The 20838-nt window shown below is 60.4% G+C and carries 21 protein-coding genes; 10 read left to right on the plus strand and 11 right to left on the minus strand.

Annotation, left to right across the window (positions count from 1 at the left end):
* Positions 1–556: 556 nt before the first annotated feature.
* The 7 genes from exoK (at position 557) to ACYJRZ_RS14910 (ending at position 8955) form a co-directional block, all read left to right on the plus strand.
* Positions 557–1360 carry an endo-1,3-1,4-beta-glycanase ExoK gene (gene exoK / locus ACYJRZ_RS14880; RefSeq protein ID WP_459459969.1) on the plus strand — a complete coding sequence of 268 codons (804 nt, stop codon included), beginning with the start codon at positions 557–559 and terminating at the stop codon, positions 1358–1360.
* A 102-nt stretch (positions 1361–1462) separates the two neighbouring features.
* Positions 1463–2671 carry a glycosyl transferase family 1 gene (locus ACYJRZ_RS14885; RefSeq protein WP_459459971.1) on the plus strand — a complete coding sequence of 403 codons (1209 nt, stop codon included), beginning with the start codon at positions 1463–1465 and terminating at the stop codon, positions 2669–2671.
* A 20-nt stretch (positions 2672–2691) separates the two neighbouring features.
* The gene (locus ACYJRZ_RS14890; RefSeq protein WP_459459973.1) at positions 2692–3666 is read left to right on the plus strand and encodes a glycosyltransferase family 2 protein; all 975 of its coding nucleotides are present in this window, start codon (positions 2692–2694) and stop codon (positions 3664–3666) included.
* Complete coding sequence (locus ACYJRZ_RS14895; protein WP_459459975.1) at positions 3663–4598, plus strand: glycosyltransferase family 2 protein; 936 nt, start codon at positions 3663–3665, stop codon at positions 4596–4598. Before ACYJRZ_RS14890 ends, ACYJRZ_RS14895 begins: the two co-directional genes overlap by 4 nt.
* A complete protein-coding gene (locus ACYJRZ_RS14900; RefSeq protein ID WP_459459977.1) occupies positions 4595–5620 on the plus strand; it encodes a glycosyltransferase family 2 protein in 1026 nt (341 codons plus the stop codon). Before ACYJRZ_RS14895 ends, ACYJRZ_RS14900 begins: the two co-directional genes overlap by 4 nt.
* Before the next feature lie 4 nt (positions 5621–5624).
* A complete protein-coding gene (galU, locus tag ACYJRZ_RS14905) occupies positions 5625–6530 on the plus strand; it encodes a UTP--glucose-1-phosphate uridylyltransferase GalU (RefSeq protein ID WP_459459979.1) in 906 nt (301 codons plus the stop codon).
* Positions 6531–6612: 82 nt separating this feature from the next.
* The gene (locus tag ACYJRZ_RS14910) at positions 6613–8955 is read left to right on the plus strand and encodes a polysaccharide biosynthesis tyrosine autokinase (protein WP_459460594.1); all 2343 of its coding nucleotides are present in this window, start codon (positions 6613–6615) and stop codon (positions 8953–8955) included.
* Here ACYJRZ_RS14910 and ACYJRZ_RS14915 read toward each other — a convergent pair.
* From ACYJRZ_RS14915 to ACYJRZ_RS14935, 5 genes are all read right to left on the minus strand, one after another.
* On the minus strand, positions 8952–9848 hold the full coding sequence (locus ACYJRZ_RS14915) for a DMT family transporter (RefSeq protein WP_459459981.1): 897 nt from the start codon (positions 9846–9848) through the stop codon (positions 8952–8954). The genes ACYJRZ_RS14910 and ACYJRZ_RS14915 overlap by 4 nt on opposite strands.
* A 129-nt stretch (positions 9849–9977) precedes the next feature.
* Positions 9978–10538 carry an NADPH-dependent FMN reductase gene (locus ACYJRZ_RS14920; RefSeq protein WP_459459983.1) on the minus strand — a complete coding sequence of 187 codons (561 nt, stop codon included), beginning with the start codon at positions 10536–10538 and terminating at the stop codon, positions 9978–9980.
* Between the two features lie 71 nt (positions 10539–10609).
* Entirely contained in the window at positions 10610–11836 is a 1227-nt protein-coding gene (locus ACYJRZ_RS14925; protein ID WP_459459985.1) for an NAD(P)/FAD-dependent oxidoreductase, read from the minus strand.
* Positions 11837–11846: 10 nt separating this feature from the next.
* On the minus strand, positions 11847–12158 hold the full coding sequence (locus tag ACYJRZ_RS14930; RefSeq protein ID WP_459459987.1) for a MocE family 2Fe-2S type ferredoxin: 312 nt from the start codon (positions 12156–12158) through the stop codon (positions 11847–11849).
* Between the two features lie 26 nt (positions 12159–12184).
* On the minus strand, positions 12185–13273 hold the full coding sequence (locus ACYJRZ_RS14935) for a fatty acid desaturase family protein (protein ID WP_459459989.1): 1089 nt from the start codon (positions 13271–13273) through the stop codon (positions 12185–12187).
* A 149-nt stretch (positions 13274–13422) separates the two neighbouring features.
* Here ACYJRZ_RS14935 and ACYJRZ_RS14940 point away from each other — a divergent pair, with 149 nt between their 5' ends.
* A complete protein-coding gene (locus ACYJRZ_RS14940) occupies positions 13423–14451 on the plus strand; it encodes a LacI family DNA-binding transcriptional regulator (RefSeq protein ID WP_459459991.1) in 1029 nt (342 codons plus the stop codon).
* Positions 14452–14612: 161 nt separating this feature from the next.
* Positions 14613–15425: a TIM barrel protein gene (locus tag ACYJRZ_RS14945; protein WP_459459993.1), complete on the plus strand. Its 813-nt coding sequence runs from the start codon at positions 14613–14615 to the stop codon at positions 15423–15425.
* Between the two features lie 32 nt (positions 15426–15457).
* On the opposite strand, the gene nikR is transcribed toward ACYJRZ_RS14945, so the two are convergent.
* The 3 genes from nikR to cbiE form a co-directional block, all read right to left on the minus strand.
* Entirely contained in the window at positions 15458–15895 is a 438-nt protein-coding gene (nikR, locus tag ACYJRZ_RS14950; RefSeq protein WP_459459995.1) for a nickel-responsive transcriptional regulator NikR, read from the minus strand.
* Between the two features lie 76 nt (positions 15896–15971).
* Entirely contained in the window at positions 15972–16730 is a 759-nt protein-coding gene (gene cobM, locus ACYJRZ_RS14955) for a precorrin-4 C(11)-methyltransferase (protein WP_459459997.1), read from the minus strand.
* 19 nt (positions 16731–16749) lie between these two features.
* On the minus strand, positions 16750–17991 hold the full coding sequence (cbiE, locus tag ACYJRZ_RS14960; protein WP_459459999.1) for a precorrin-6y C5,15-methyltransferase (decarboxylating) subunit CbiE: 1242 nt from the start codon (positions 17989–17991) through the stop codon (positions 16750–16752).
* Between cbiE and ACYJRZ_RS14965 the strand changes: the two genes are divergently transcribed.
* On the plus strand, positions 17975–18745 hold the full coding sequence (locus ACYJRZ_RS14965; protein ID WP_459460001.1) for a cobalt-precorrin-6A reductase: 771 nt from the start codon (positions 17975–17977) through the stop codon (positions 18743–18745). The two genes, cbiE and ACYJRZ_RS14965, sit on opposite strands and share 17 nt — an antisense overlap.
* On the opposite strand, the gene ACYJRZ_RS14970 is transcribed toward ACYJRZ_RS14965, so the two are convergent.
* Genes ACYJRZ_RS14970 through ACYJRZ_RS14980 form a run of 3 tightly spaced genes read right to left on the minus strand, consistent with a single transcriptional unit; the run spans position 18709 to position 20836 of the window.
* The gene (locus ACYJRZ_RS14970; RefSeq protein WP_459460003.1) at positions 18709–19473 is read right to left on the minus strand and encodes a precorrin-3B C(17)-methyltransferase; all 765 of its coding nucleotides are present in this window, start codon (positions 19471–19473) and stop codon (positions 18709–18711) included. The genes ACYJRZ_RS14965 and ACYJRZ_RS14970 overlap by 37 nt on opposite strands.
* Positions 19470–20207: a precorrin-2 C(20)-methyltransferase gene (locus tag ACYJRZ_RS14975; RefSeq protein ID WP_459460005.1), complete on the minus strand. Its 738-nt coding sequence runs from the start codon at positions 20205–20207 to the stop codon at positions 19470–19472. The genes ACYJRZ_RS14970 and ACYJRZ_RS14975 overlap by 4 nt, the downstream gene beginning before the upstream one ends.
* A complete protein-coding gene (locus ACYJRZ_RS14980) occupies positions 20204–20836 on the minus strand; it encodes a precorrin-8X methylmutase (RefSeq protein WP_183808935.1) in 633 nt (210 codons plus the stop codon). Before ACYJRZ_RS14980 ends, ACYJRZ_RS14975 begins: the two co-directional genes overlap by 4 nt.
* Positions 20837–20838: the final 2 nt, after the last annotated feature.

Genomic DNA, 20838 nt, shown 5'->3' on the forward strand with positions numbered 1-20838 from the left:
GTCGCATTTTGGTCATGCTTTGCCTGCCAATTCATGCTGCGCTGCAAAAAATCTTCACCTTCGTTGGAGAAAACGGAGCGCCCCGATATGCTCGATTACAGCCCCGAGCGGGACGGAGAATGAATGGCTAAGTGCTTTCCATAACTGCATTTTCTGGCATATAAATCGATTTTTTCACCCTTTACGCGGAATAAAACCGTGTTTCCTGCTCGGGGCGACATATCGCTTTTTGCTCATTTTTGCTGCGCTGCCGTATTCCCTTTCCGAAGAGTGCCCTAGGTTATCTTTGCGAGTTCTGCTGTGTTGGAAATGGCTGTGAGGGGGGATGCAGCCCGAAGAAGGGGTAACAGACATCGTGAATGTGACTGCCAACGTATCTTCGCGGATAAACCTCATGCGTAGCATACTGCTCCCAGGCATAGTTTCTGTCCCCATAGCATTCGAGCCGAATACCTGGCCGTTCAACCGCGCCTCTGGTTTTTTCGATTGTTTCAGGGGGTTGCGCCGCGACACTTTCTTCCCCGTAGACGTGTCCTGCGTCAGCAAAGGTAATGCCATGACGACATCGAAAAGGTGCATGCACAGAATTGGTCTTGTTTCCATCGCTCTTATGAGCGCCTGCTTCATACCACCGGCCGCTTTCGCGCAGGACGATCAGGCGACCGGCGGCTCCTTCGTCGACAATTTCGAGCATTTGGACAGCAGCCGTTGGTATATTTCCGATGGCTGGAACAATGGGCCACATCAGAATTGCACCTGGTCGCGCAAGCAGGTGGGTATCAAGGATGGAATGCTGCAGCTGCAGTTCGTCCAGTCCAAGACCGGCGAGCGCAACTATGCTTGCGGCGAGATCCAGACGACCAAACGCTATGGCTACGGCACCTACGAGGCACGCTATCGCACGGCTACCGGGCCTGGGCTGAATTCCGCCTTCTTTACCTATATCGGCCCGACCGACAAGAAGCCGCATGACGAGATCGATTTCGAAGTGCTCGGCAAGAATTCCGGCCAGGTTCAGGTCAATCAGTATATTTCCGCCAAGGGCGGCAACGAAAAGCTGGCGCCGGTGCCGGGCGGTGCCGACAAGGGTTTCAACGATTATGCCTTTGTGTGGGAGAAGGATCGCCTTCGCTACTATGTGAACGGTAAGCTCGTCCAGGAGGTTACCGATCCTTCGAAAATACCGACGAACCCGCAGAAGATCTTCTTCAGCCTCTGGGGCACCGATACGCTCAGCGGCTGGATGGGCAAGTTCGCCTATGGCGGCGAGCCGGCGACCATGGAGATCAAGCGCGTCGCCTTCACCGCTCCGGGTGAGAAGTGCCTCTTTCCGGAATCGATCACCTGCAAGCTCGATTGAACACGGCTGGCCGCGCCATCGCGCGGCCGGTAACAAGGCCGCCATGCAACACCAACCACACCAAGTGCCCGGTTTCGGCCGGGCGCAAAAGCGGAAATTTTGATGCTGCATATACTGTACTTCGTTCATGATCTCGCCGATCCGGCTGTACGCAGGCGGGTGCTGATGCTGCAGGCCGGCGGAGCGCTCGTAACGCTTGCGGGTTTCCGGCGCGATGACAATGCGCTGGCTGCCATTAGTGGCGTCGAGCCGATCGAGCTCGGTAAGACGCGGGACGCCCAGTTTGCACAGCGTATTGCGGCGGTGGCCAAATCGGCGGCGAAATTGCGCAGCGCGCTGCGCTCCATTGCAAGACCGGACGTCATCATCGGCCGCAATCTCGAAATGCTGGCGCTCGCCAATCGCGCCAAATCCGTTTTCGGCGGCGATATGCCTGTTGTCTATGAATGCCTCGATATCCATAGGCTGCTGCTGCGCGATGATGTGGTGGGCAGTGCGCTTCGCAGTGCCGAGCGTCACTTCGGCTCGCAGGCGTCATTGCTGGTGACCAGTTCGCCCGCCTTCATCGAGCGTTATTTCCGGCCCCGCTCCGGACTGCAAGCGCCGGTCATGCTGCTTGAAAACAAGGTGCTGGCGCTTGAGTCTGCGGCGCGCGCCGTCGTATCGGCCGCGAGGCCGCCGGCTGCGGGCAAGCCATGGAAGATCGGCTGGTTCGGCGCTCTTCGTTGCCGCAAATCCTTGGCCCTGCTCGACCAATTTTCGCGCCTGATGGAAGGCCGTTTCGAGATCGTTCTGCGCGGCCGTCCGGCCTATTCCGAATTCGACGATTTCGACCGCACCGTCCGTGACGCACCCTTCATGCATTTTGCCGGAGCCTACAAGAACCCCGAGGATCTCTCGGCGATCTACGGCGAGGTCCAGTTTTCCTGGGCGATCGACTTTTTCGAAGAGGGGCTGAATTCCAGCTGGCTGCTGCCGAACCGTCTCTATGAAGGCGGTCTTTACGGCGCCGTGCCGATTGCGATCAAGGATACGGAGACGGCAAGATTTCTTGCCAGCCGAAAGATCGGGCTAACCCTTGACCAGGCCGACGCCGAACATCTGACGGCGCTTTTGGGTGAGATGGACGTAAAGCGCTATCTCGCCGCTTTCGAGGCCGTGGCATCCCAGGATCACAAGCAATGGATGGTGGATCGCGCCGACTGTCAGCTGCTGGTGCAGCGGCTGGCATCGCTGACGCACGCCAATGAGCAGATGACCGAGATACAGACCCTCCCACAACTGCATCGCAATAGAGGTGGATTGCAATGACGACCGGAAATTCAAGGGATATGCGTTGCGTAATCGTTATTCCTTGCCTCAACGAGGAAAAGCATATCGAGCCGCTGATCGAGAAGCTCGGTCCGGCTCTCGACGAACTCGATGCCAGGATCGTGGTAGCTGATGGCGGCAGCACCGATCGCACGCGCGAGATCGTGCGACAGATAGCCGAGAGAGATCCGCGCGTTCTCCTGCTCGATAATCCGAAGCGCCTGCAGAGCGCGGCGATCAATCTCGCCATCGAGACTTTCGGTGACGATCATGAGTATTTCATTCGCATCGACGCCCATGGCGACTATCCGGATGATTACTGCCAGACCCTGGTTCAGGAGGCCGGTGCGACAGGTGCCGATTCCGTTGTCGTCGCCATGCGTACCATGGGCTTCAGTGCCTTCCAGAAGGCGACGGCCGTCGCCCAGAATTCCAAGCTTGGCAATGGCGGCTCAAAGCATCGCGAAGGCGCCAAGGGTCATTGGGCCGAGCACGGGCACCACGCGCTGATGCGCGTTGTCGCCTTCCGCGCTGTCGGCGGCTATGACGAAAGCTTCAGCCATAACGAAGATGCAGAGCTTGATTATCGGCTGAACAAGGCGGGCTACCGGATTTGGCTGACCGACAAGACCGCCATGACCTATTATCCGCGCGCCAGCATCCCGACGCTCTTCAGACAATATCTAGGGTACGGCCGCGGCCGCGCGCGCAATATTCTCAAGCATCGCAGCATGCCGAGCCTGCGACAGATGCTGCCGCTTGCGGTGGCGCCGATCTTCATCGGCGCTTTCCTTGCCGTCCTTAACTGGATTGCCGTTATCCCGGTTGGCCTCTGGGCCGTCGCCTGCATCGCCTATGGCTTCTGGATCGCTCTCGGTCAGAAGAACCCCTATGGACCACTGGCAGCCATTTCCGCAATGGTCATGCATTTCGCCTGGTCGATGGGCTTCTGGATGGAAGTCCTGAGCTTCCGCAATCGCAGGGTGGCGTCATGACACAGGTTTATCGGCGCCCGATAAAGATCGATATTGCGGTCTGCACCTATAGGCGGCCAGAGCTCGATCAGACTCTGCTGTCGCTGGCCGTGCTGAGTATCCCCACAGGTGCGATCGTCCGGATCATCGTTGCCGACAACGATATAACGCCGAGTGCCCGGGATCGCGTTGACGCCACGCGTTCGGCCGTTCCCTTCGAGATCGTCTATGTCCATTGCCCGGCATCGAACATCTCGATTGCCCGCAACGCCTGCCTGGATCATGCAAGCGGCGATTTCCTCGCTTTCATAGATGATGACGAAACGGCCTCGGAAGACTGGCTGAGCGAATTGCTCATCATGGCTGACACGACCGGCGCCGACGCCGTTCTCGGTCCCGTTCAGGCTGTCTATGGGAATGCCGCTCCGGCGTGGATGCGGCGCGGCGATTTTCATTCGACTTTGCCTGTCTGGGTCGCGGGGGAGATCTTGACCGGCTACACCTGCAATGTGTTGCTACGTCGCGCCGCGCCCTCGCTTGCCGGCCGGCGCTTCAATATCGCGCTCGGCCGCAGCGGCGGCGAGGATACCGAGTTCTTCACCCATATGCATAAGGCCGGCGGTAAGATCGCCTACGCGGCCGATGCGCTGGTCTACGAACCCGTCCCGGACGGGCGCGCGACCGTCTCCTGGCTCTCAAAGCGCCGGTACCGCATGGGCCAGACCCATGGTCGCATGCTGCTGGAAACCGCAGGCCTCGGGCGCTGGCGTGCGATCGCACTTGCCGCCTCGAAATCCGCCTATTGCTTTGCGGCCGCAGCGCTGCTCTTCGCGTCGCCTATCAAGCGGCATCGCTATGAGCTGCGCGGCATCATGCATGCCGGCGTGGTCAGCGGCCTTTTCGGAGTCCGCGAAATCGAACAATACGGAAATCTGGAGAAAGCACCGCAATGACGGATTTCATCCCCGATGTCAGCTTCGTCATTGCTGCCTATAATGCCGAGGAAACGCTCGAGCGCGCTATCGACAGCGCGCTGGCGCAAGGTGCCGTCAGCATGGAAGTGATCGTGGTCGACGATTGCTCGACGGACGGTACGCGTGAGATTGCCGGAAACCATTCCGATCCGCGTGTGCGCCTTGTCGCCATGGCCCGCAATGGCGGCCCGGGCGCTGCTCGCAATGCCGGGCTCGACGCGGCCCGGGGCCGCTGGGTGGCCGTGCTCGATTCCGATGATGCCCTGCGTCCGGACCGCATGGCCCGCCTGATCGCCCGAGCGGAAAAAGCCGAAGCGCAGATCGCGGTCGACAATCTCGATGTCATCCGCGAGGACGTCGGCACGATACTGCCGATGTTTCCCGAGCCGATGCTTGCGCGCATGCCGACACTGACGCTTGCCAAGTTCATCGCCTCGAACATGATTTTTCAGTCGGAGCACAATTTCGGCTATATGAAGCCGGTCTTCGAGCGTGCCTTCATCGAGAAACACCGCTTGCGCTTCGATGAGACCCTGCGGATCGGTGAGGATTATATTTTCCTCGCTTCTGCTCTTGCTCGTGGTGGCGTCTGCGTGGTCGAGCCGAGCGTGGGCTATCTCTATTACATCCGCGATGGGTCGATATCGCGCGTTCTCCGGCAGGACCATGTCGAGGCCATGCTTGCCGCCGACGCCAGGTTCTTCGCCGAACACCATTTCGGAGCCGCTGCCCTTGCCGCACAAAGGCGTCGCACGCGCAATCTGAAGGAAGTCATCGCCTTCCTGAAGCTGGTCGACAGCATCAAGCAGCGCGAGCTGCAGGAGATGCTCAAGATCGCATGCCTCAATCCGCGGGCAGTACGCCATCTCAGCATGCCGGTCTTTGCCCGTTTTCGCCGGTTGGCCGCGTCGCTGCGTAGCAGCCGCCAGCCGACGCCTACCTCTCAACTTTCCTCCCCTCTGCCCAATATGGGCGCAGGCCCTCACTCTAACAAAGGATAGAGCCATGGACCCCAAACGTCGTGTGAGAAAAGCAGTCATTCCGGTTGCCGGCAACGGAACGCGTTTCCTGCCCGCCACCAAGGCGATGCCAAAGGAAATGCTGACGATCGTCGATCGTCCCGTCGTGCAATATGCCGTTGATGAAGCCATCGAGGCTGGTATCGAGCACATCGTTTTCGTCACCAGCCGCAACAAGTCGGCGATCGAAGATCATTTCGATGACACGCCGGAGCTGATTTCCTCGCTGCAGCGGGCCGGCAAGAGCCATCAGGTTACCGAATTGGAACGTCTTCTGCCGCGCCCAGGTTCTGTGAGCTTCACCCGCCAGCAGGCGCCGCTCGGCCTCGGCCATGCCGTCTGGTGTGCCCGCGACCTGATCGGCGATGAGCCCTTCGCGCTGCTTCTGCCTGATATGCTCTGCTACGGCATGCGCGGCTGCATGGCCGGCCTGATGGATCTCTATAACGAGACCGGCGGTAATATCGTCGCCGTCGAGGAGTGCGCTCCGGAAGAGACGTCGAAATACGGCATTATCGGCAAGGGCGAGTCCGTGCGCCATGGCTTTGCCGTGACCAAAATGGTCGAGAAGCCGCATCCGTCTGAAGCGCCTTCAAACTTTTACCTCAATGGCCGTTATATTCTACAGCCGGAGATTTTCGATATTCTGGCTCGTCAGGAGCGTGGCGCCGGTAACGAAATCCAGCTGACCGATGGCATGCTGCGGCTGTCCGAGACGCAGTCCTTCTATGCCCAGGTCTATAACGGACGTACCTTCGACTGCGGGTCGAAGCACGGCTTCATCGAAGCGAACGTTGCCTTCGCGCTCGCTCGCGCCGATATCGGCGGCTTGGTCTATGACTCGATCCGCAACCTGGTCGTCTCGCACGAGGCGCAGATGACCGCCGCTTAAGCCTGTCACATTGTGGCCCGCGGCCGGAAGGCCGTGGGCCATGGTTATTGTTCATTCGGGCTTCTCCGACAAGGTGGTCGCCATGCATCAGAAGAACTTCACTTTCCACAGCGCTCTCCCGCAAGCGGAGTCGCAGGATAGCTTTATCGATCTCGACCGGCTGATGGCCGTCGTGGTCCGGCGCATCCGCACCATCATTTTCGCCGTGGCCGCCTTTGTCATCCTGGCCGTCATCTATCTGTTGACGGCCACCTCGAGCTATACGTCGATGACGCAGATATTGCTCGACGAAAGCATGACGAAATATGCCGAGGATCAGCCGCCGGTGGCAAGCAGCCAGCAGGCGGACATGGAGATTGCCAGCGCGGTCGAAATCCTTAAATCGAACGAGATGGCACTGCGTGTCGTCGATACTGCTGGCCTTGCGGACAACAACACATTGCTCAATCCGCCCGCGTCTCCGGCGGCGTTGCTCAAATCCGGCGTTGGCCTGATCGTGAGTGTCTTCACGCCTGGCCGTCCGCCGATGACGCCCGAGCAGCAGCGTGAGGCCCAGCGCCAGAAGGTCGCTGCCGTTCTGCAGGACAATCTGAAGGTCGAGCGAGTCACACGAAGCTCCGTCATTGCCGTCTCCTACAGCTCGACGGACAAGCTTCTCGCCGCCAAGATCACGCGCGCCTATGCCGACGCTTATCTGACTGACCAGCTGAACGCCAATTTCGACGCGACGGAACGTGCATCCGTCTGGCTGCAGGAACGTTTGAACGATCTGCGGCAACGTGCGCAGGAGGCTTCGCTCGAAGTCGAGAAATACAAGGCCGACAATGGTCTCACCTCGACCGGTGGCGAGCTGATGTCGGAACAGCAGATTTCCGACCTGAACAAGCAGTTGATCATCGCGCAAGCCGATACGGCAAGCGCCGCCGCCCGATACAATCAATATAAATCGATCATCGACCAGGGCCCCGATAACGCCGTCAGAAATGCGACCATCTCGTCGAACACGACGGATAATTCGGTGCTGCAGGATCTGAAGACGCGCTATCTCGCCGTGGAAAAGCGCGAGCAGGACGTCACGCAGAATTTCGGTGCCACCCATCCGCAGGCTGTGGCGCTAAAGGCCGAGCGGCAGGACATTACCCGGCAGATCTATCAGGTCCTTCAGCAGCTCACCGCCAGCTACAAGAACGAGCTTGATGTCGCGCAGTCGCGGGCGGAATCGCTGCGCGAAAGCATCGATAAGGTCGTCGGCAAGAATTCCGAGGCCAACAAGTCGCTGGTTCACCTGAATGAGCTGAACCAGAAAGCATCGGCGCTGAAGACGCTTTATGAATCCTATCTTGGCCGCTTCGAACAGGCCACCCAGCAGCGCTCGTTCCCCATCGCCAAGGCCCGTGTCATTTCGCTTGCAGGTGTGCCGACCGCGCCCTCCAGTCCGAAGAAGACGCTCGTCATGGCGCTGTCGATCATTCTCGGACTGATGGTTGGCTGCGGTGTCGCCGCATTCCAGGAGTTCCGCGATCGCTTCTTCCGCGTCGAAGCCGATGTGCGGGCTGCTCTCGGATTGAAGTTCCTCGGCTATCTGCCGCTGCTCGGCCAGCAAGGCAAGAACAAGAAAAAGTCGCGCAAGGTAGGTGCCGGAGCGGAGCCGGTAACGGCGGAAGAGGGAGAAAACGGTGTCGCTTTCGAGCGCATAATGCGCATCTCGGTGGAGGCGCCTCGCTCGATCTTTGCCGAAACCCTGAGAAACGCGAAACTCGCAAGCGACGTGATGCTGCAGGGCCGCGCCGACCGCGTCATCGGCGTTGTCTCGGCACTTCCCGGTGAGGGCAAGTCGACGACGGCAGCCAATTTTGCGGCGCTGCTTGCCAGCAGCGGCAAGCGGACGCTGTTGATCGATGCCGACTTGCGCAATCCGGGCCTTAGCCGGACGCTCAAGTCGCAGCCGCACGCCGGCCTGATCGAAGCCGTGCTTGGTGAAGTGCCTTGGACGAATGCGGTGAAGGTCGATCCGCGCACCAAGCTTGCCATCCTGCCGGTCGTGGTGCGCGATCAGTTGCTGCACACCAGCGAGCTTCTGTCCTCTCAGGGCATGCAGCAGCTGATGGAGAATGCGCGCAAGATGTTCGACTACATCATCGTCGACCTTGCGCCGCTCGGTCCCGTCATCGACGCGAAGGCCTTTGCGCCGCAGGTTGATGCCTTTCTGCTGGTGACCGAATGGGGTGCAACCCCGACCAATCTGGTGCGCCATGTGCTGGAACAGGAGCCGCAGATCAACTCGCGCATTCTCGGCGTCATCCTCAATAAGACCGATATGTCGGAACTGCCGCGCTACAGCGACTTTGGCGGAACCGAGCGTTACCGGCAGAAATATGTGAGCTACTACACCGAGGCGCAGCCGCGTGCAGAGGTGGACGCTTAGCCTGCGGATGCCTTGCCGGCCTTGAGCCGGATTCTCGCCAGTGCATGTTCCCGCCAGATCGTGAATATGCCCGCCGCAACGACGATGAGCGCGCCTACAATCATGGGCGCGCTCAATCTTTCGCCGAATATGGTGACGCCGATAAGGGCGGAAAAGACGAGCTGCAGATAGGTCAACGGCTGGATCACCACCGCGTCGAGCATGTCGTAGGCGCGGATGAGGAAATAATGGCTCGAAACGCCCGTCAGGCAGAGAATGCCCATGAAGATCCAGTCATGTGGCGCAAGCGGCGTCCAGAAAAACGGCCCGATGCAGGTCATGGCGGCGGCGCCCACCACACCCGTATAGAAAAAGCTGGTCATGGCGCCATCCTCGCGACTGACATAGCGCGTCAGCACGACATAGAGCGAAAATAGCAGCGCACCGAAAAGCGGGACGAGGAAGCGCGCATCGAAGGCGCCGCTTTCCGGCTTCAGTATCAACAGCACGCCAACGAAGCCGAAACAGATGGCCAACCATCGCCGCCAGCCGACCTTCTCCCCGAGGATCGGTATGGAGAGCAAGGCCACCATTAGCGGGCCGGATGAAAAGATCGCCTGAGTATGGGCAAGGCCGACGATGACGAAGGACGAAATGGCGACGACGATCTGTGCAGCAAGCAGCAGGCCGCGGGCAATTTGGAGGACAGGCTGCTTGGTCCTGACGTTGCGGCGCAAGCCGCCCGGCGCGCGCGAAGCCATCGCGACGGCAAAGAGCATGAAGGCCCAATAGCGGATCATCGCCACCAGAAGCGGCGGGTAGGCACTGACAAGATGTTTGGATATGCCGTCCTGTATGGCGAATATGCTGATGGCCAACAGCGTGAAGACATAACCGGTACTATTGGATTTCATGATTTTCGAAGGAAGAGAATGTGCGAGGCCCCGGAGACGCCGGGTCCGGCGCCTCGATTCACCTTAGGCTATTCCTCGGCCCAATCATAGACTTTCGGTTTGCATTCAGTTGACCCGGAAAGCCGTTGATCAGCCTTTCCCACGATCTGCAACGAAAGCGCTGAAGCCTTCGAGGAAGGCCGAGAGATTGTGCATTACTTTTTCGTCGACGATCGCTCCGTCGGCATCGAAGACGCTGCCGGCGCGCGACACCATCAGCCGGCCGCCGAACCATGCTTCAGCGCCGAGCGTACGCAAGACCGCCAGCCAGGCATTCTGGCTGAGAATGGTGCCGAAATTGCCAGGCGAAGCGCCGAGAACCGCGATCGGTTTGCCCCCGAAGACCTGCGCGATATCGGTGGAGGGGCGGCTCATCCAGTCGATGGCATTCTTGAAGACGCCAGGAAGCGAATTGTTGTATTCCGGGGTAAACAGTATCAACCCATCGGCCGAGATAGCTAAATCCTTGAGCTCGCGCACCTTTTCCGGAATGCCGTCCGCGGCCTCCAGATCGGCGTCATAAAGCGGTACTCCGTGGATGGTGCGGGCAATCAGCTCGACACCACTTGGTGTCAGGTCGACGGCGGCATGGAGTAGAGCCGTGTTGAAGGAGCCTTTACGCAGGCTGCCTGATATGCCGAGTATTTTCATTGCTTCCTCCATTGGCCGGGAGGGGAAGACATTTATGCTTCGATCTCCCGCGTCAAGGCCCGACGGCGATATTATGCTGTAAGTAGCGATTTCAGCTTGACGGAGCTTACCGCCAGAGCGGCCTGATCCGGATGCGCGCGGACGGCAATCAGCATTTCGGCAAGACGGATGTCGCGCGCGATGGCATTGCCGCGGCCGATGCCGCTGGCGGCAAGCAGTCTTCCGTCCGCATGGAGATGGAAGAGAATGAATGCCCCGTTGTCGAGGTCGCGCCTGATATGAATGGTTGCTTCGTCCGCCAGGCCGGCGATCTGCAGAGTCAAGTCATATTGGTCGGACCAGAACCATGGAACGGCCGATATTTCTGCATCTTCTCCCAGAATGTTGGCGGCGGCCAGATTGGCCTGTTCCTGCGCATTGCGCCAAGATTCAAGGCGAACACGTCTTCCGCCATAAAGCGCCAGCGGAAACGAGCAGCAGTCGCCTGCCGCATAGATGTCGGCATGGGAGGTCTCCAGCCGCTCGTTGACGGCAATACCATTGTCGATCGCGAGCCCTGCTTCCGCCGCCAGCGCGACATTCGGCAGAGCGCCGATGCCGACGAGCAACAGGTCCGCGGAGATGACTTTGCCGCCCGCCAGACGAACGACCGCCCTGTCGGTTTCTTCCTGCAAGGCTTCGATGGTGTGGCCGCAACGAATATCCACGCCTTCCTGGCGTTGGCGTTCGGTAATCGCCTCGGCGATCTCTTCGGGCACGCCGCGCTTCAAGACGCGCGGCAGGCCTTCGATGACGGTGACGTCGGCCCCGTGGATACGCGCCGTTGCCGCCAGCTCGAGGCCGATGAAACCGCCGCCGATGATGGCGATGTGCCGTCCGGGATGAAGGGCTGCATGCAAGGCCACGGCATCCGCATGGGTGCGCAGCACGCGGATGCGCTGCGACGCGCCGTCGACACCTGGAAATCCTCGCGCTGCGGCTCCGGTTGCAAGCAGAAGTTTAGCATAACTGAGCGTTTGTCCATCCGAGAGCCTGATGGTTTTCATCGCGGGATCGATCGCTGTCACCGTCGTCTCGAGCTTCAGATTGATCGATTGCGCCCGATAAAGCTCCAATGCGGCGATGAACTTCGGTTCTGGCGCCTTATCGATCCCGCCTTTTGACAGCGGTGGGCGTTCGTATGGGGCCAGCGGCTCGGTGCCAATAAGCGTGATGTCGCCGGCAAATCCCTTTTCACGAAGCGCGAAGGCAGCGCGGCCGCCGCATTCCCCGGCCCCGACGATGACGAAATGAGCCACGCTTGCCTCCTCAGAGCCCGATGAAGACGATGCCATTCTCGATCTTGACCGGATAGGTCTGCAAGTTGACGCAGACCGGGGCGCCCTTGGCTTCGCCGGTGCGATAGTCGAAGCGGCCGTTGTGCTTGGGACATTCGATGATATTGTCCATGACAAGGCCATCCGCGAGATGGATCTTCTCATGCGTGCACAGACCGTCGGTGGCGAAATAATCATCCTCAGGGCTGCGATAGACGGCGAAGGTTCGCCCATCATGGTCGAAGCGAATGACATCCTCTTCATCGATCGCATCGACGGCGCAAACTTTGATCCAATTGTTCATCGTTTCCTCCCTTTTTATGTCAGGTATTATTGAGCGGCGGCGGCCGGTAGCTCGCCGTGAAATTCCTCGCGGTAGGGCCGCGCGGTCGGCGGCAGCTCGCGCTTCAGGAAATAATCCTCGTTGCGCAACTGCCGCAGGAATGCCGGAATCATCTCGCGATAGCCCGACCAGATGGACGGATTGGCAGCCGGCAGGTCATGCTTGATCATCGCATGCAGCTGCGGCAGCGCGTGATAGGGCACCATCGGGAACATGTGATGTTCGACATGGTAGTTCATGTTCCAATAGATGAAGCGGCTGATCGGGTTCATCATAACGGTACGGCTGTTCAGCCGGTGGTCGGTGACATTGTCGGCAAGGCCGCCATGCTGCAGCAGACCGGTCAGAACGTGATGCCAGGCGCCATAGAGTCTGGGAAGCCCGATCAGCATCAGCGGCAGGATCGAGCCTATGGCGATCGCGCTCGCAATAGTGAGGATATAGATGGCAAGCCAGATGCGGGCGATCTGGATCGCCTTCGGCTGCTCCATCTCGGGAATGAAGGTTTTTTCCGCTGCACTGACGACGCCGCAAGCATTGCGCAACATATCGACGATCGCATGCCAGGCATCGAGGATGCCGAAGAAATTCAGGACGAGGCGCAGGAGATCCGGCGGCCGCATGACTGATATTTCCGGATCGCGGCCGACGATGATGGTATCGGTGTGATGTCGCGCATGGCTCCAGCGCCAGGTGACCGGATTGCGCATGATCATGAAGCAGGCGAGATGATAGACCGCGTCGTTCATCCAGCGCGTCTTGAACGCCGTGCCATGACCGCATTCATGCCAGCGGCTGTCCGAGGCCGAACCGTAGAGCACGCCATAGGCCAGGAAGAAGGGGACACAGATCCAGGATCCCCAGAAATAGACGCCAAGTGCGGCGAAGATCATCATGCTGCTAAGCCAGATGATGGTGTCGCGGATAGCAGGCGCATCCGAGCGCCGCATCAGCGCCTTCATGTCCTTGCGCGTGATATCCGTATGATACCATTCGGCGGCCGCAAGGCCCGTTTCCACCGCCAATCTGCCGCTTGCGCCGAGCAGATCATAGTCACGCTTGATTATCGTCGTCATTCCTGCCTCCCGCGATGCGCAACAGCGCACCGCCCTCGATGCCGAAACGATAGATCGACTTTTCGCTTGCCTCAATGCAGGAATGATGGAATCTATCAAAACACATCAAAATATGATTTCATGAATGATGATATATCGCAGGAGCAGTCATGCGTCGCCCCACTATTGCGGATCTTGCCAAGGCGTCCGGCGTCAGCGTCGCGACGATCGATCGCGTGCTGAATGGGCGTCATCGCGTGCGCGAGGAAACCGCACGGCGCGTCTATGAGGCGGCGCAGGAAATCGGCTATCACGCCGTGGGCCTCCTGCGACAGCGTGTCTTCGAGGATCTGCCGCAATATCGATTGGGCTTCGTCCTGCAGAAGCCGGTTCAAGCCTTCTACCAGGCCTTTGCCAGGGAGCTTTCAGTGGCGGCGCAGGCGGTCACGACCGCGCGCATCAACGCCCAGATCGACTTCGTCGCAGCCTCGACACCGACGGCGATCGTCGAGACGCTGAAGACGGTGGCGTCACGCAGTCAGGCCGTCGCACTCGTCGCACCGGATTATCCGGCCGTCACCGCCGCAATCGAGGAGCTGAAGGAAAAAGGCATTCCAGTTTTTTCCCTGCTGTCGGATTTCTCCACAACGGCGCGCCAGGGCTATATCGGCGTCGACAACCGCAAGGTCGGGCGCACGGCGGCCTGGATCATCGCGCGCTCCGCACGGCGCCCGGGGAAGGTCGCCTGCTTCGTCGGCAGCCACCGCTTCCTTGGCCATGAGCTGCGCGAAATTGGCTTTCGCTCCTATTTCCGCGAAAATGCGCCTGACTTCGAGGTGCTGGATACGCTGATCAATCTCGACACGCCCGAGATTACCCATGAAGCGACGCTCGATCTCCTGCAGAAGCATCCCGATCTGATTGGCCTTTACGTCTGCGGCGGCGGCATGGAGGGTGCAATTTCTGCCATTCGCGAGGAGCGTTTGTCCGGCAAGCTGATCGCCGTCGTCAACGAGTTGACACCGGAATCGAGGGCAGCACTAGCCGACGATGTTGTCGCCATGGCGATCGGCACGCCGCTGCCAGCGCTTTGCAGGGAGTTGATGAGCCTTATGATCAAGTCCGTCGAGAGCGGTGAGGCGGCCGTTCCCGGGCAGAGCTTCCTGCCGTTTGAAATTTTCGTCTCGGAAAACATTTAGCATTTATGATGGAGTTTCATCATTTTGCCGAGAATTCTATCAAAAATGATGGTTAGGCCCGATGGAAGAAGGATGGGAATATCGCTAGTCCTTCCAGCGAAGCAGGCGCGGCGACTAGGAATGTTTCTTGCTGCCGGATGCCTTGAGGAGGAGTGCCTATCATGAGTTCCATTCGCTTCGCGCTCAATCATATGTGCGCGCCATCACTGACGCTCGAATCGTTCTTTGCAGCTGCAAAAGAGCTAGGCATCGATAGCGTTGAGATCCGCAATGATCTTGCCGGGAACGCGATCTTGGATAGCACGTCGGCCGCCGCCGTCAAGGAGCTCGCGGCGCAGCATGGGCTGACCATCATATCGATCAATGCTCTGCAGCGCTTCAATGAGTGGAACGACGAGCGCGCCCGCGAGGCGGCGGAGCTGATTGATTATGCGCGCGATTGCGGCGCCAGGGCGCTCGTCCTTGTTCCGGTCAATGACGGTAGCGGCCGCGAGCCGGAGGCGCGGCGTGCCAATCTCCGTAAGGCGCTGTCAGCCCTGAAGCCGATGCTGGAAGCCGCCGGCATCATCGGCTTGGTAGAGCCGCTCGGCTTCGAGATCTGCTCGCTTCGCCTGAAGAGCGAAGCAGCAGCGGCGATCGAGGAACTCGGTGCGAGATCCACCTTCCTGCTCGTGCACGATACGTTCCACCACCACCTCGCCGGTGAAATCGCAATCTTCCCCGAACTGACCGGGCTCGTGCATATTTCCGGTGTCATCGATCCCAATGTCTCCGTTGCAGACATGCGCGATCCGCATCGTGTCCTTATCGATGCGAAGGATCGTCTCGACAATGTCGGCCAACTCCGGGCACTGCTGTCTGCCGGCTATGCCGGCCCCGCGTCTTTCGAGCCTTTTGCCCCGGCGGTGCATGCTCTGAAGGAACCGGTTGCGGCTCTCAAGGAAAGCATTGCTTATATCGCCGATCGGCTCTGACCGAGCAGTCTGCGGGTGACTCATCTGCCTGCTCAATCATGCGAATGCGTCTCGGAGCGCTTTGCGCCGTCGTCCGATGGGATGATGTGCAGGTTTCCGAAGCGCACGCCGCGCTGCGTCACCACACTGTCGGCAAATGCCCTGATGTCATCCGTTTTGCCCTTCAGCACGGAGACTTCGAGGCAATCATGTCCATCGATGTGAACATGGAGTGTCGAGACTGAGAGATCATGATGATGGTGCTGTGCCGTCGTCAGGCGGCGCGACAGGTCGCGGGTTTCATGTTCATAGACGTAGGTGAGGGCGGCGTAGCATCTAGCTTTGCCATCCACGGTCGGCTGCGCGCGCGTGACGGCATCACGAACGAGATCGCGCAGCGTCTCCGAGCGGCTGGCATAGCCCCGCTGCGCGCTGATCTTATCGATCGTCTCCAAAAGATCGTCGTCGATGGTGATGGTTATGCGTTGCATGTCCTGATCCTCGTTCCACGCAGCGGTTGGTATCGACTAGAGGAAATTTCGAGGCGATTTGCAACGGTGCCCGACTTTATTGCCGACCGCGAAAACGACGCTGATAAGTGGGATCGTAAAGCGAGCTTTCGCGGAAATTGCTGGCGCCAAGCGATGGGCCGACGAAGATCAGCGCGGTGCGCTCGATCGGTTCTGCGGCGACCTTTGCCTCGATCGTGGCAAGCGTGCCACGAATGATCCGCTCATCAGGCCAGGATGCCTTGACGACGATCGCAACCGGGCAGTCCGCGCCATAAAGCGGCGTCAGATCCTCGACGACTTCCTGGAGTGCATGGATCGCCAGATGGATCGCGAGCGTCGCGCCGGTCGCGCCGAATTTTTCCAGTGTTTCGCTGTTCGGCATCGGCGAGGCGCGGCCTGAAACGCGGGTCAGAACAAGGCTTTGAGCAACAGCCGGGATGGTCAGCTCGCGTCCGAGCGCGGAAGCGGCGGCCGCAAAAGCGGGAACGCCGGGAGTCAGCGTATAGTCGATGCCATGCTGTTCCAGCCTGCGGATCTGCTCGGCGACGGCGCTCCAGACCGAGAGGTCACCGGAATGCAGGCGCGCGACATTCTCACCCGCTTTAGCCGCCTTCAGATATTCCGCCTCGATCTCGTCGAGCGACATCGGTGCAGTGTCGATGATACGTGCGCCGGGCGGGCAGTATTGCAGCAGTTCGGGCGAAACGATCGAGCCGGCATAGAGGCAGACCGGGCACTTGCCGATCAGATCCCGGCCGCGCACCGTGATCAGGTCGGCGGCTCCGGGGCCTGCGCCAATGAAATGCACTGTCATCGCTCTACCTCATTCTGAATTATGGCTTTGTCCACGACCATTGCGTCACCGGCATGGTCGGCCGCCAGCCGGTCATGCGGCCGACAGGTGCGGCGCGTGCAATGTCTATGCGGATCAGCGAGCCGCCGCGGCGAGCGTGTTCGGCCAGCAGAAGGGCTTCCATTTCGGTCGTGACGGCATTGGCGACCAGCCTGCCGCCGCTTTTCAATTGGCCGATGGCGGCCTCCAGCACGCCGGCATCGCTGCCGCCGCCGCCGATAAAGATCGCATCCGGTGCCGGCAGGCCGGTAAGAGCAGCCGGCGCCTCGCCTTCGACAACGGTCAGGCCCGGTACACCGAAATTCGCCGCGTTTCGGCGGATTCGAGCGGCGCGCTCAACGGAAGCCTCAATGGCAATGACGCGCAGTGACGGATCGGCCAGCATCCATTCGATGCCGATCGAGCCGGAGCCGGCACCGATATCCCAGAGCAGCTCACCATAACGTGGCGCCAGCGCGGATAGCGTCATCGCGCGGATCTCCCGCTTGGTGATCTGGCCGTCATGTTCAAAAAGCTCGTCGGGGAGGCCTGCGCTTAGCGGCAAAATCCGCGCGCCGACTTCCGCCTTGACCTCGACGCCGCAGATGTTCAGATCGTTGATACCAGAGTGGCTAAAGCTAGCCGCAGTTTCCCGCGAGAGTTTTTCGTGCGGACCGCCAAGCGCTTCCAGAACCGTCAGTTCGGATGGACCGAAGCCAGAGCTCTGCAGCAGGGCGGCCAATTCGGCGGGGCCTTTGCCATCGGATGTCAGCGCCAGGATCTTGCGGCCAGCATGCAGATGCGGCCGGATGAGATCGATCGGCCGTCCGTGGAGCGACAAAACCGTCGTCTCTTGCAAGGGCCAGCCGAGCCGGGATGCGGCAAGGCTGAAGGAGGAGGGTGCCGGAATGACGGTCATTTCAGCAGTCGGAATACTCCGCGAAAGCGTCGCGCCGACGCCATAGAAAAAGGGATCGCCTGACGCGAGAACCACTGTTGGCTTGCCGCGCCGGGCAAGCAGCGCTTCGACGGATTTTTCGAATGGTGAGAGCCATGTCTGAGTCTCTCCGGTGATGACAGGTCCCATCAAGTCGAGATGGCGCGCTCCGCCGAAGACCATGGGCGCTTCGGCAATCAGCCGCTTGACTTCATCGCCAAGACCGGCTGGACCGTCTTCGCCGATGCCGATAAGAGTGAGCCAGCGTTGAACTGAAGGTGTCTCAGCCATGGGCATGGTCCGCATTCTGATCCTGGGCGGTACGACCGAGGCCCGAGCGCTGGCGGCGGCACTCGCCTCCCGCGTCGATCTCGACACTGTCCTGTCGCTTGCCGGACGAACCGCCGATCCGGCGCCACAGCCCGTTCCGGTGCGCAGTGGCGGGTTCGGTGGCGCAGAGGGGCTTGCCCGCTATGTCAACGACGAAGAGATCGACCTGCTGATCGATGCGACCCATCCTTTCGCGGCCCGCATTTCCGCCAATGCCGCCCAGGCGGCCACTCAATGCGCTGTGACGGCCTTTGCGTTGCGCCGTCCGGCGTGGGTGCCGGTCGAAGGTGATGACTGGCTCTCGGTGCATAGCGTGTCGCAGGCTATCGCCGCCCTCGGCGATGCACCTTTGCGTGTCTTCCTTGCGACAGGCCGGCAGGAGGCGCATCAGGCGAACGCGGCGCCCCAGCATCATTACTGGGTCCGCAGTGTCGATCCCGTCGAGCCGCCGCTGACGGTGCCGCACGTCAGCTACATCCATAGCCGGGGTCCGTTCCGCCGGGAGGACGAGTTCGAGATGCTGCGACGGCATGGAATTGAGGTCGTCGTCGCCAAGAACAGCGGCGGTGACGCGACCTACGGGAAGATCGAGGCGGCAAGGCAGCTCGGAATCAAGGTGATCATGGTCGAGCGCGCGGAGACCGCCGGCTTGCCGGTGGTCGAAACGGTGGATGCTGCGCTCGATCGGATCGATCATTTCGTCTCTTCCCTGATGAAGCGCGGCGTATAGACCAGATCCGAGCGTCCTTCCCGGACAATAATGCGGGTTTCGGCCGAGCCGATGATGACGCAGGTCGCCATATCGGCTTGTGCCGCCTCGGCATCGCTCAGCCGTACCACGACGATGCGCTCGTCTGGCCGGCCGGCGGCCCGACCGAAGATGACAGGGGTTGCATCGGGCAGGACGGTGCGCAGGATCTCGAAGGCTTTGCCAAGCTGCCAGGGCCGCGCCTTGCTGATCGGATTGTAGAGCGAAATCACGAAGCCGGCCTCGGCAACTGCACGAAGCCGGTTTTCGATCAGTGGCCAGGGTTTCAGATTGTCCGATAGCGAGATAGCGCAAAAATCGTGCCCGAGAGGAGCGCCGATGCGCGCAGCCACTGCAAGCATGGCCGTAATGCCAGGCACGACCACGAGGTCGATTGTCCGCCATTCCGCCGGGCCGTGATCGATCGCTTCGCAAACGGCGGCCGCCATGGCAAAGACGCCGGGATCGCCACCGGAGACGACGCAGACATTGACGCCGGCTGCCGCCCGCTGCAGCGCCACCTTGGCGCGGTCCAGCTCCTCGCGATTGTCGGATGCCTGACGGATCTGATCGTCGCGCAGCGTCAGGCGGTCGAGATAAGGACCGTAACCGTAAAATTCGTGAGCGTCCGCGACCGCAGCCAGCGCCTCCGGCGTCGTTTGCTCAGGCTTGCCAGGGCCTGTGCCGATGACATAGAGACGCCCGCTCATGGCCTGCTTTCCCAGCCGGGGACCAGAACCAGGGAAAAATACGGTGCTTCGGCATCGTCGCGGCTGGCAAGCGGCGTCATGGCGCCGTTCGCCATCGTGCCGCGCTCGACATAGATCGCCTCCTCCAGTCGGCCGGCAGCATCGAGCGCGCGGCGGATTTTTGGCAGGTTGCGGCCGACCTTCATGATGACGGCGGCCTGCGTATCGCCCAGGCGGCGGGTAAGTTCGGCTTCCGCCATGGTTCCGGGGAGCACGGAGAGCACGTCGTCTCCCTGCACCATCGGCAATCCGGCGAGCGACCAGCAGCCGGACATGGCCGTCACGCCTGGTATGACCTCGGTCGGGAAGCGATCGGCAAGGCGTACATGCAGGTGCATGTAGGAGCCGTAGAAGAGCGGGTCGCCTTCGCTGAGAACGGCAACTGTCTCGCCTTCCCGCAAATGTGCCGCCACCATTTCAGCTGAGGCGTCATAGAAGGCGGTAATCTGACGGAGATATTCCGGCGCGTCCTTATCGATCTCTGTCGTGACGGGATAGTAGAGCGGTAGCAGCGTCACGTCCGCTTTCAGCAAGCCGCTGACGATGGCCTTGCCGTTGCCGCCTCTGCCCTGTTTGGCAAAATAGGCGACCACGTCGGCGCGCTCCAAAGCCTTGACGGCCTTGACCGTCAGCAGTTCGGGATCGCCGGGGCCAGTGCCGACGCCGATCAGGCTTCCATTCGATGGCGCGCTCATAGGCCCGGCCTCGCGAGAGCGTTAAGGGCGGCTGCCGTCATGGCGCTGCCGCCCAGCCGGCCGCGCACGATGGCAAAGGGGACGCCATAGGAGTTCTCGGCAAGGGCATCCTTCGATTCCGCCGCGCCGACGAAGCCGACGGGCATGCCGATGATGGCGGCAGGTTTCGGCGCACCATCGCGCAGCATTTCCAGAAGATGGAAGAGGGCCGTCGGCGCATTGCCGATGGCAACGACGGAGCCAGCAAGCCGATCGGTCCAAAGATGCATGGCGGCGGCCGAGCGCGTGTTGCCGATGGTTTTGGCGATTTCTGCCGTGCGCGGATCTTGTAAGGTGCAGATTACTTCGTTGGCAGCAGGCAGGCGCGAGCGGGTGACGCCACGGGCAACCATTTCAGCATCACAGAAGATCGGTGCGCCGGCAGAGAGTGCCTTGCGGGCGGATATGACGAAATCGGGGGAGAAGAGAAAATGCTCTGCCGCTTCCACCAATCCGCAGGCATGGATCATGCGGACTGCGACATCGGCCTCGGCTTCGGGAAAACGCTGGAGATCGGCTTCGCTGCGGATAATCGCAAAGGAGCGTTCGTAGATCGCATCTCCCTCGCGGATATAGTCATAGTCAGGCATTT

Source organism: Rhizobium sp. No.120, assembly GCF_054558365.1.

Coding starts and splice junctions, on each gene's coding strand:
- exoK (WP_459459969.1), top strand. CDS start 557: ATGACGACATCGAAAAGGTGCATGCACAGAATTGGTCTTGTTTCCATC.
- ACYJRZ_RS14885 (WP_459459971.1), top strand. CDS start 1,463: ATGCTGCATATACTGTACTTCGTTCATGATCTCGCCGATCCGGCTGTA.
- ACYJRZ_RS14890 (WP_459459973.1), top strand. CDS start 2,692: ATGCGTTGCGTAATCGTTATTCCTTGCCTCAACGAGGAAAAGCATATC.
- ACYJRZ_RS14895 (WP_459459975.1), top strand. CDS start 3,663: ATGACACAGGTTTATCGGCGCCCGATAAAGATCGATATTGCGGTCTGC.
- ACYJRZ_RS14900 (WP_459459977.1), top strand. CDS start 4,595: ATGACGGATTTCATCCCCGATGTCAGCTTCGTCATTGCTGCCTATAAT.
- galU (WP_459459979.1), top strand. CDS start 5,625: ATGGACCCCAAACGTCGTGTGAGAAAAGCAGTCATTCCGGTTGCCGGC.
- ACYJRZ_RS14910 (WP_459460594.1), top strand. CDS start 6,613: ATGCATCAGAAGAACTTCACTTTCCACAGCGCTCTCCCGCAAGCGGAG.
- ACYJRZ_RS14915 (WP_459459981.1), bottom strand. CDS start 9,848: ATGAAATCCAATAGTACCGGTTATGTCTTCACGCTGTTGGCCATCAGC.
- ACYJRZ_RS14920 (WP_459459983.1), bottom strand. CDS start 10,538: ATGAAAATACTCGGCATATCAGGCAGCCTGCGTAAAGGCTCCTTCAAC.
- ACYJRZ_RS14930 (WP_459459987.1), bottom strand. CDS start 12,158: ATGAACAATTGGATCAAAGTTTGCGCCGTCGATGCGATCGATGAAGAG.
- ACYJRZ_RS14935 (WP_459459989.1), bottom strand. CDS start 13,273: ATGACGACGATAATCAAGCGTGACTATGATCTGCTCGGCGCAAGCGGC.
- ACYJRZ_RS14940 (WP_459459991.1), top strand. CDS start 13,423: ATGCGTCGCCCCACTATTGCGGATCTTGCCAAGGCGTCCGGCGTCAGC.
- ACYJRZ_RS14945 (WP_459459993.1), top strand. CDS start 14,613: ATGAGTTCCATTCGCTTCGCGCTCAATCATATGTGCGCGCCATCACTG.
- nikR (WP_459459995.1), bottom strand. CDS start 15,895: ATGCAACGCATAACCATCACCATCGACGACGATCTTTTGGAGACGATC.
- cobM (WP_459459997.1), bottom strand. CDS start 16,730: ATGACAGTGCATTTCATTGGCGCAGGCCCCGGAGCCGCCGACCTGATC.
- ACYJRZ_RS14965 (WP_459460001.1), top strand. CDS start 17,975: ATGGGCATGGTCCGCATTCTGATCCTGGGCGGTACGACCGAGGCCCGA.
- cbiE (WP_459459999.1), bottom strand. CDS start 17,991: ATGCGGACCATGCCCATGGCTGAGACACCTTCAGTTCAACGCTGGCTC.
- ACYJRZ_RS14970 (WP_459460003.1), bottom strand. CDS start 19,473: ATGAGCGGGCGTCTCTATGTCATCGGCACAGGCCCTGGCAAGCCTGAG.
- ACYJRZ_RS14975 (WP_459460005.1), bottom strand. CDS start 20,207: ATGAGCGCGCCATCGAATGGAAGCCTGATCGGCGTCGGCACTGGCCCC.
- ACYJRZ_RS14980 (WP_183808935.1), bottom strand. CDS start 20,836: ATGCCTGACTATGACTATATCCGCGAGGGAGATGCGATCTACGAACGC.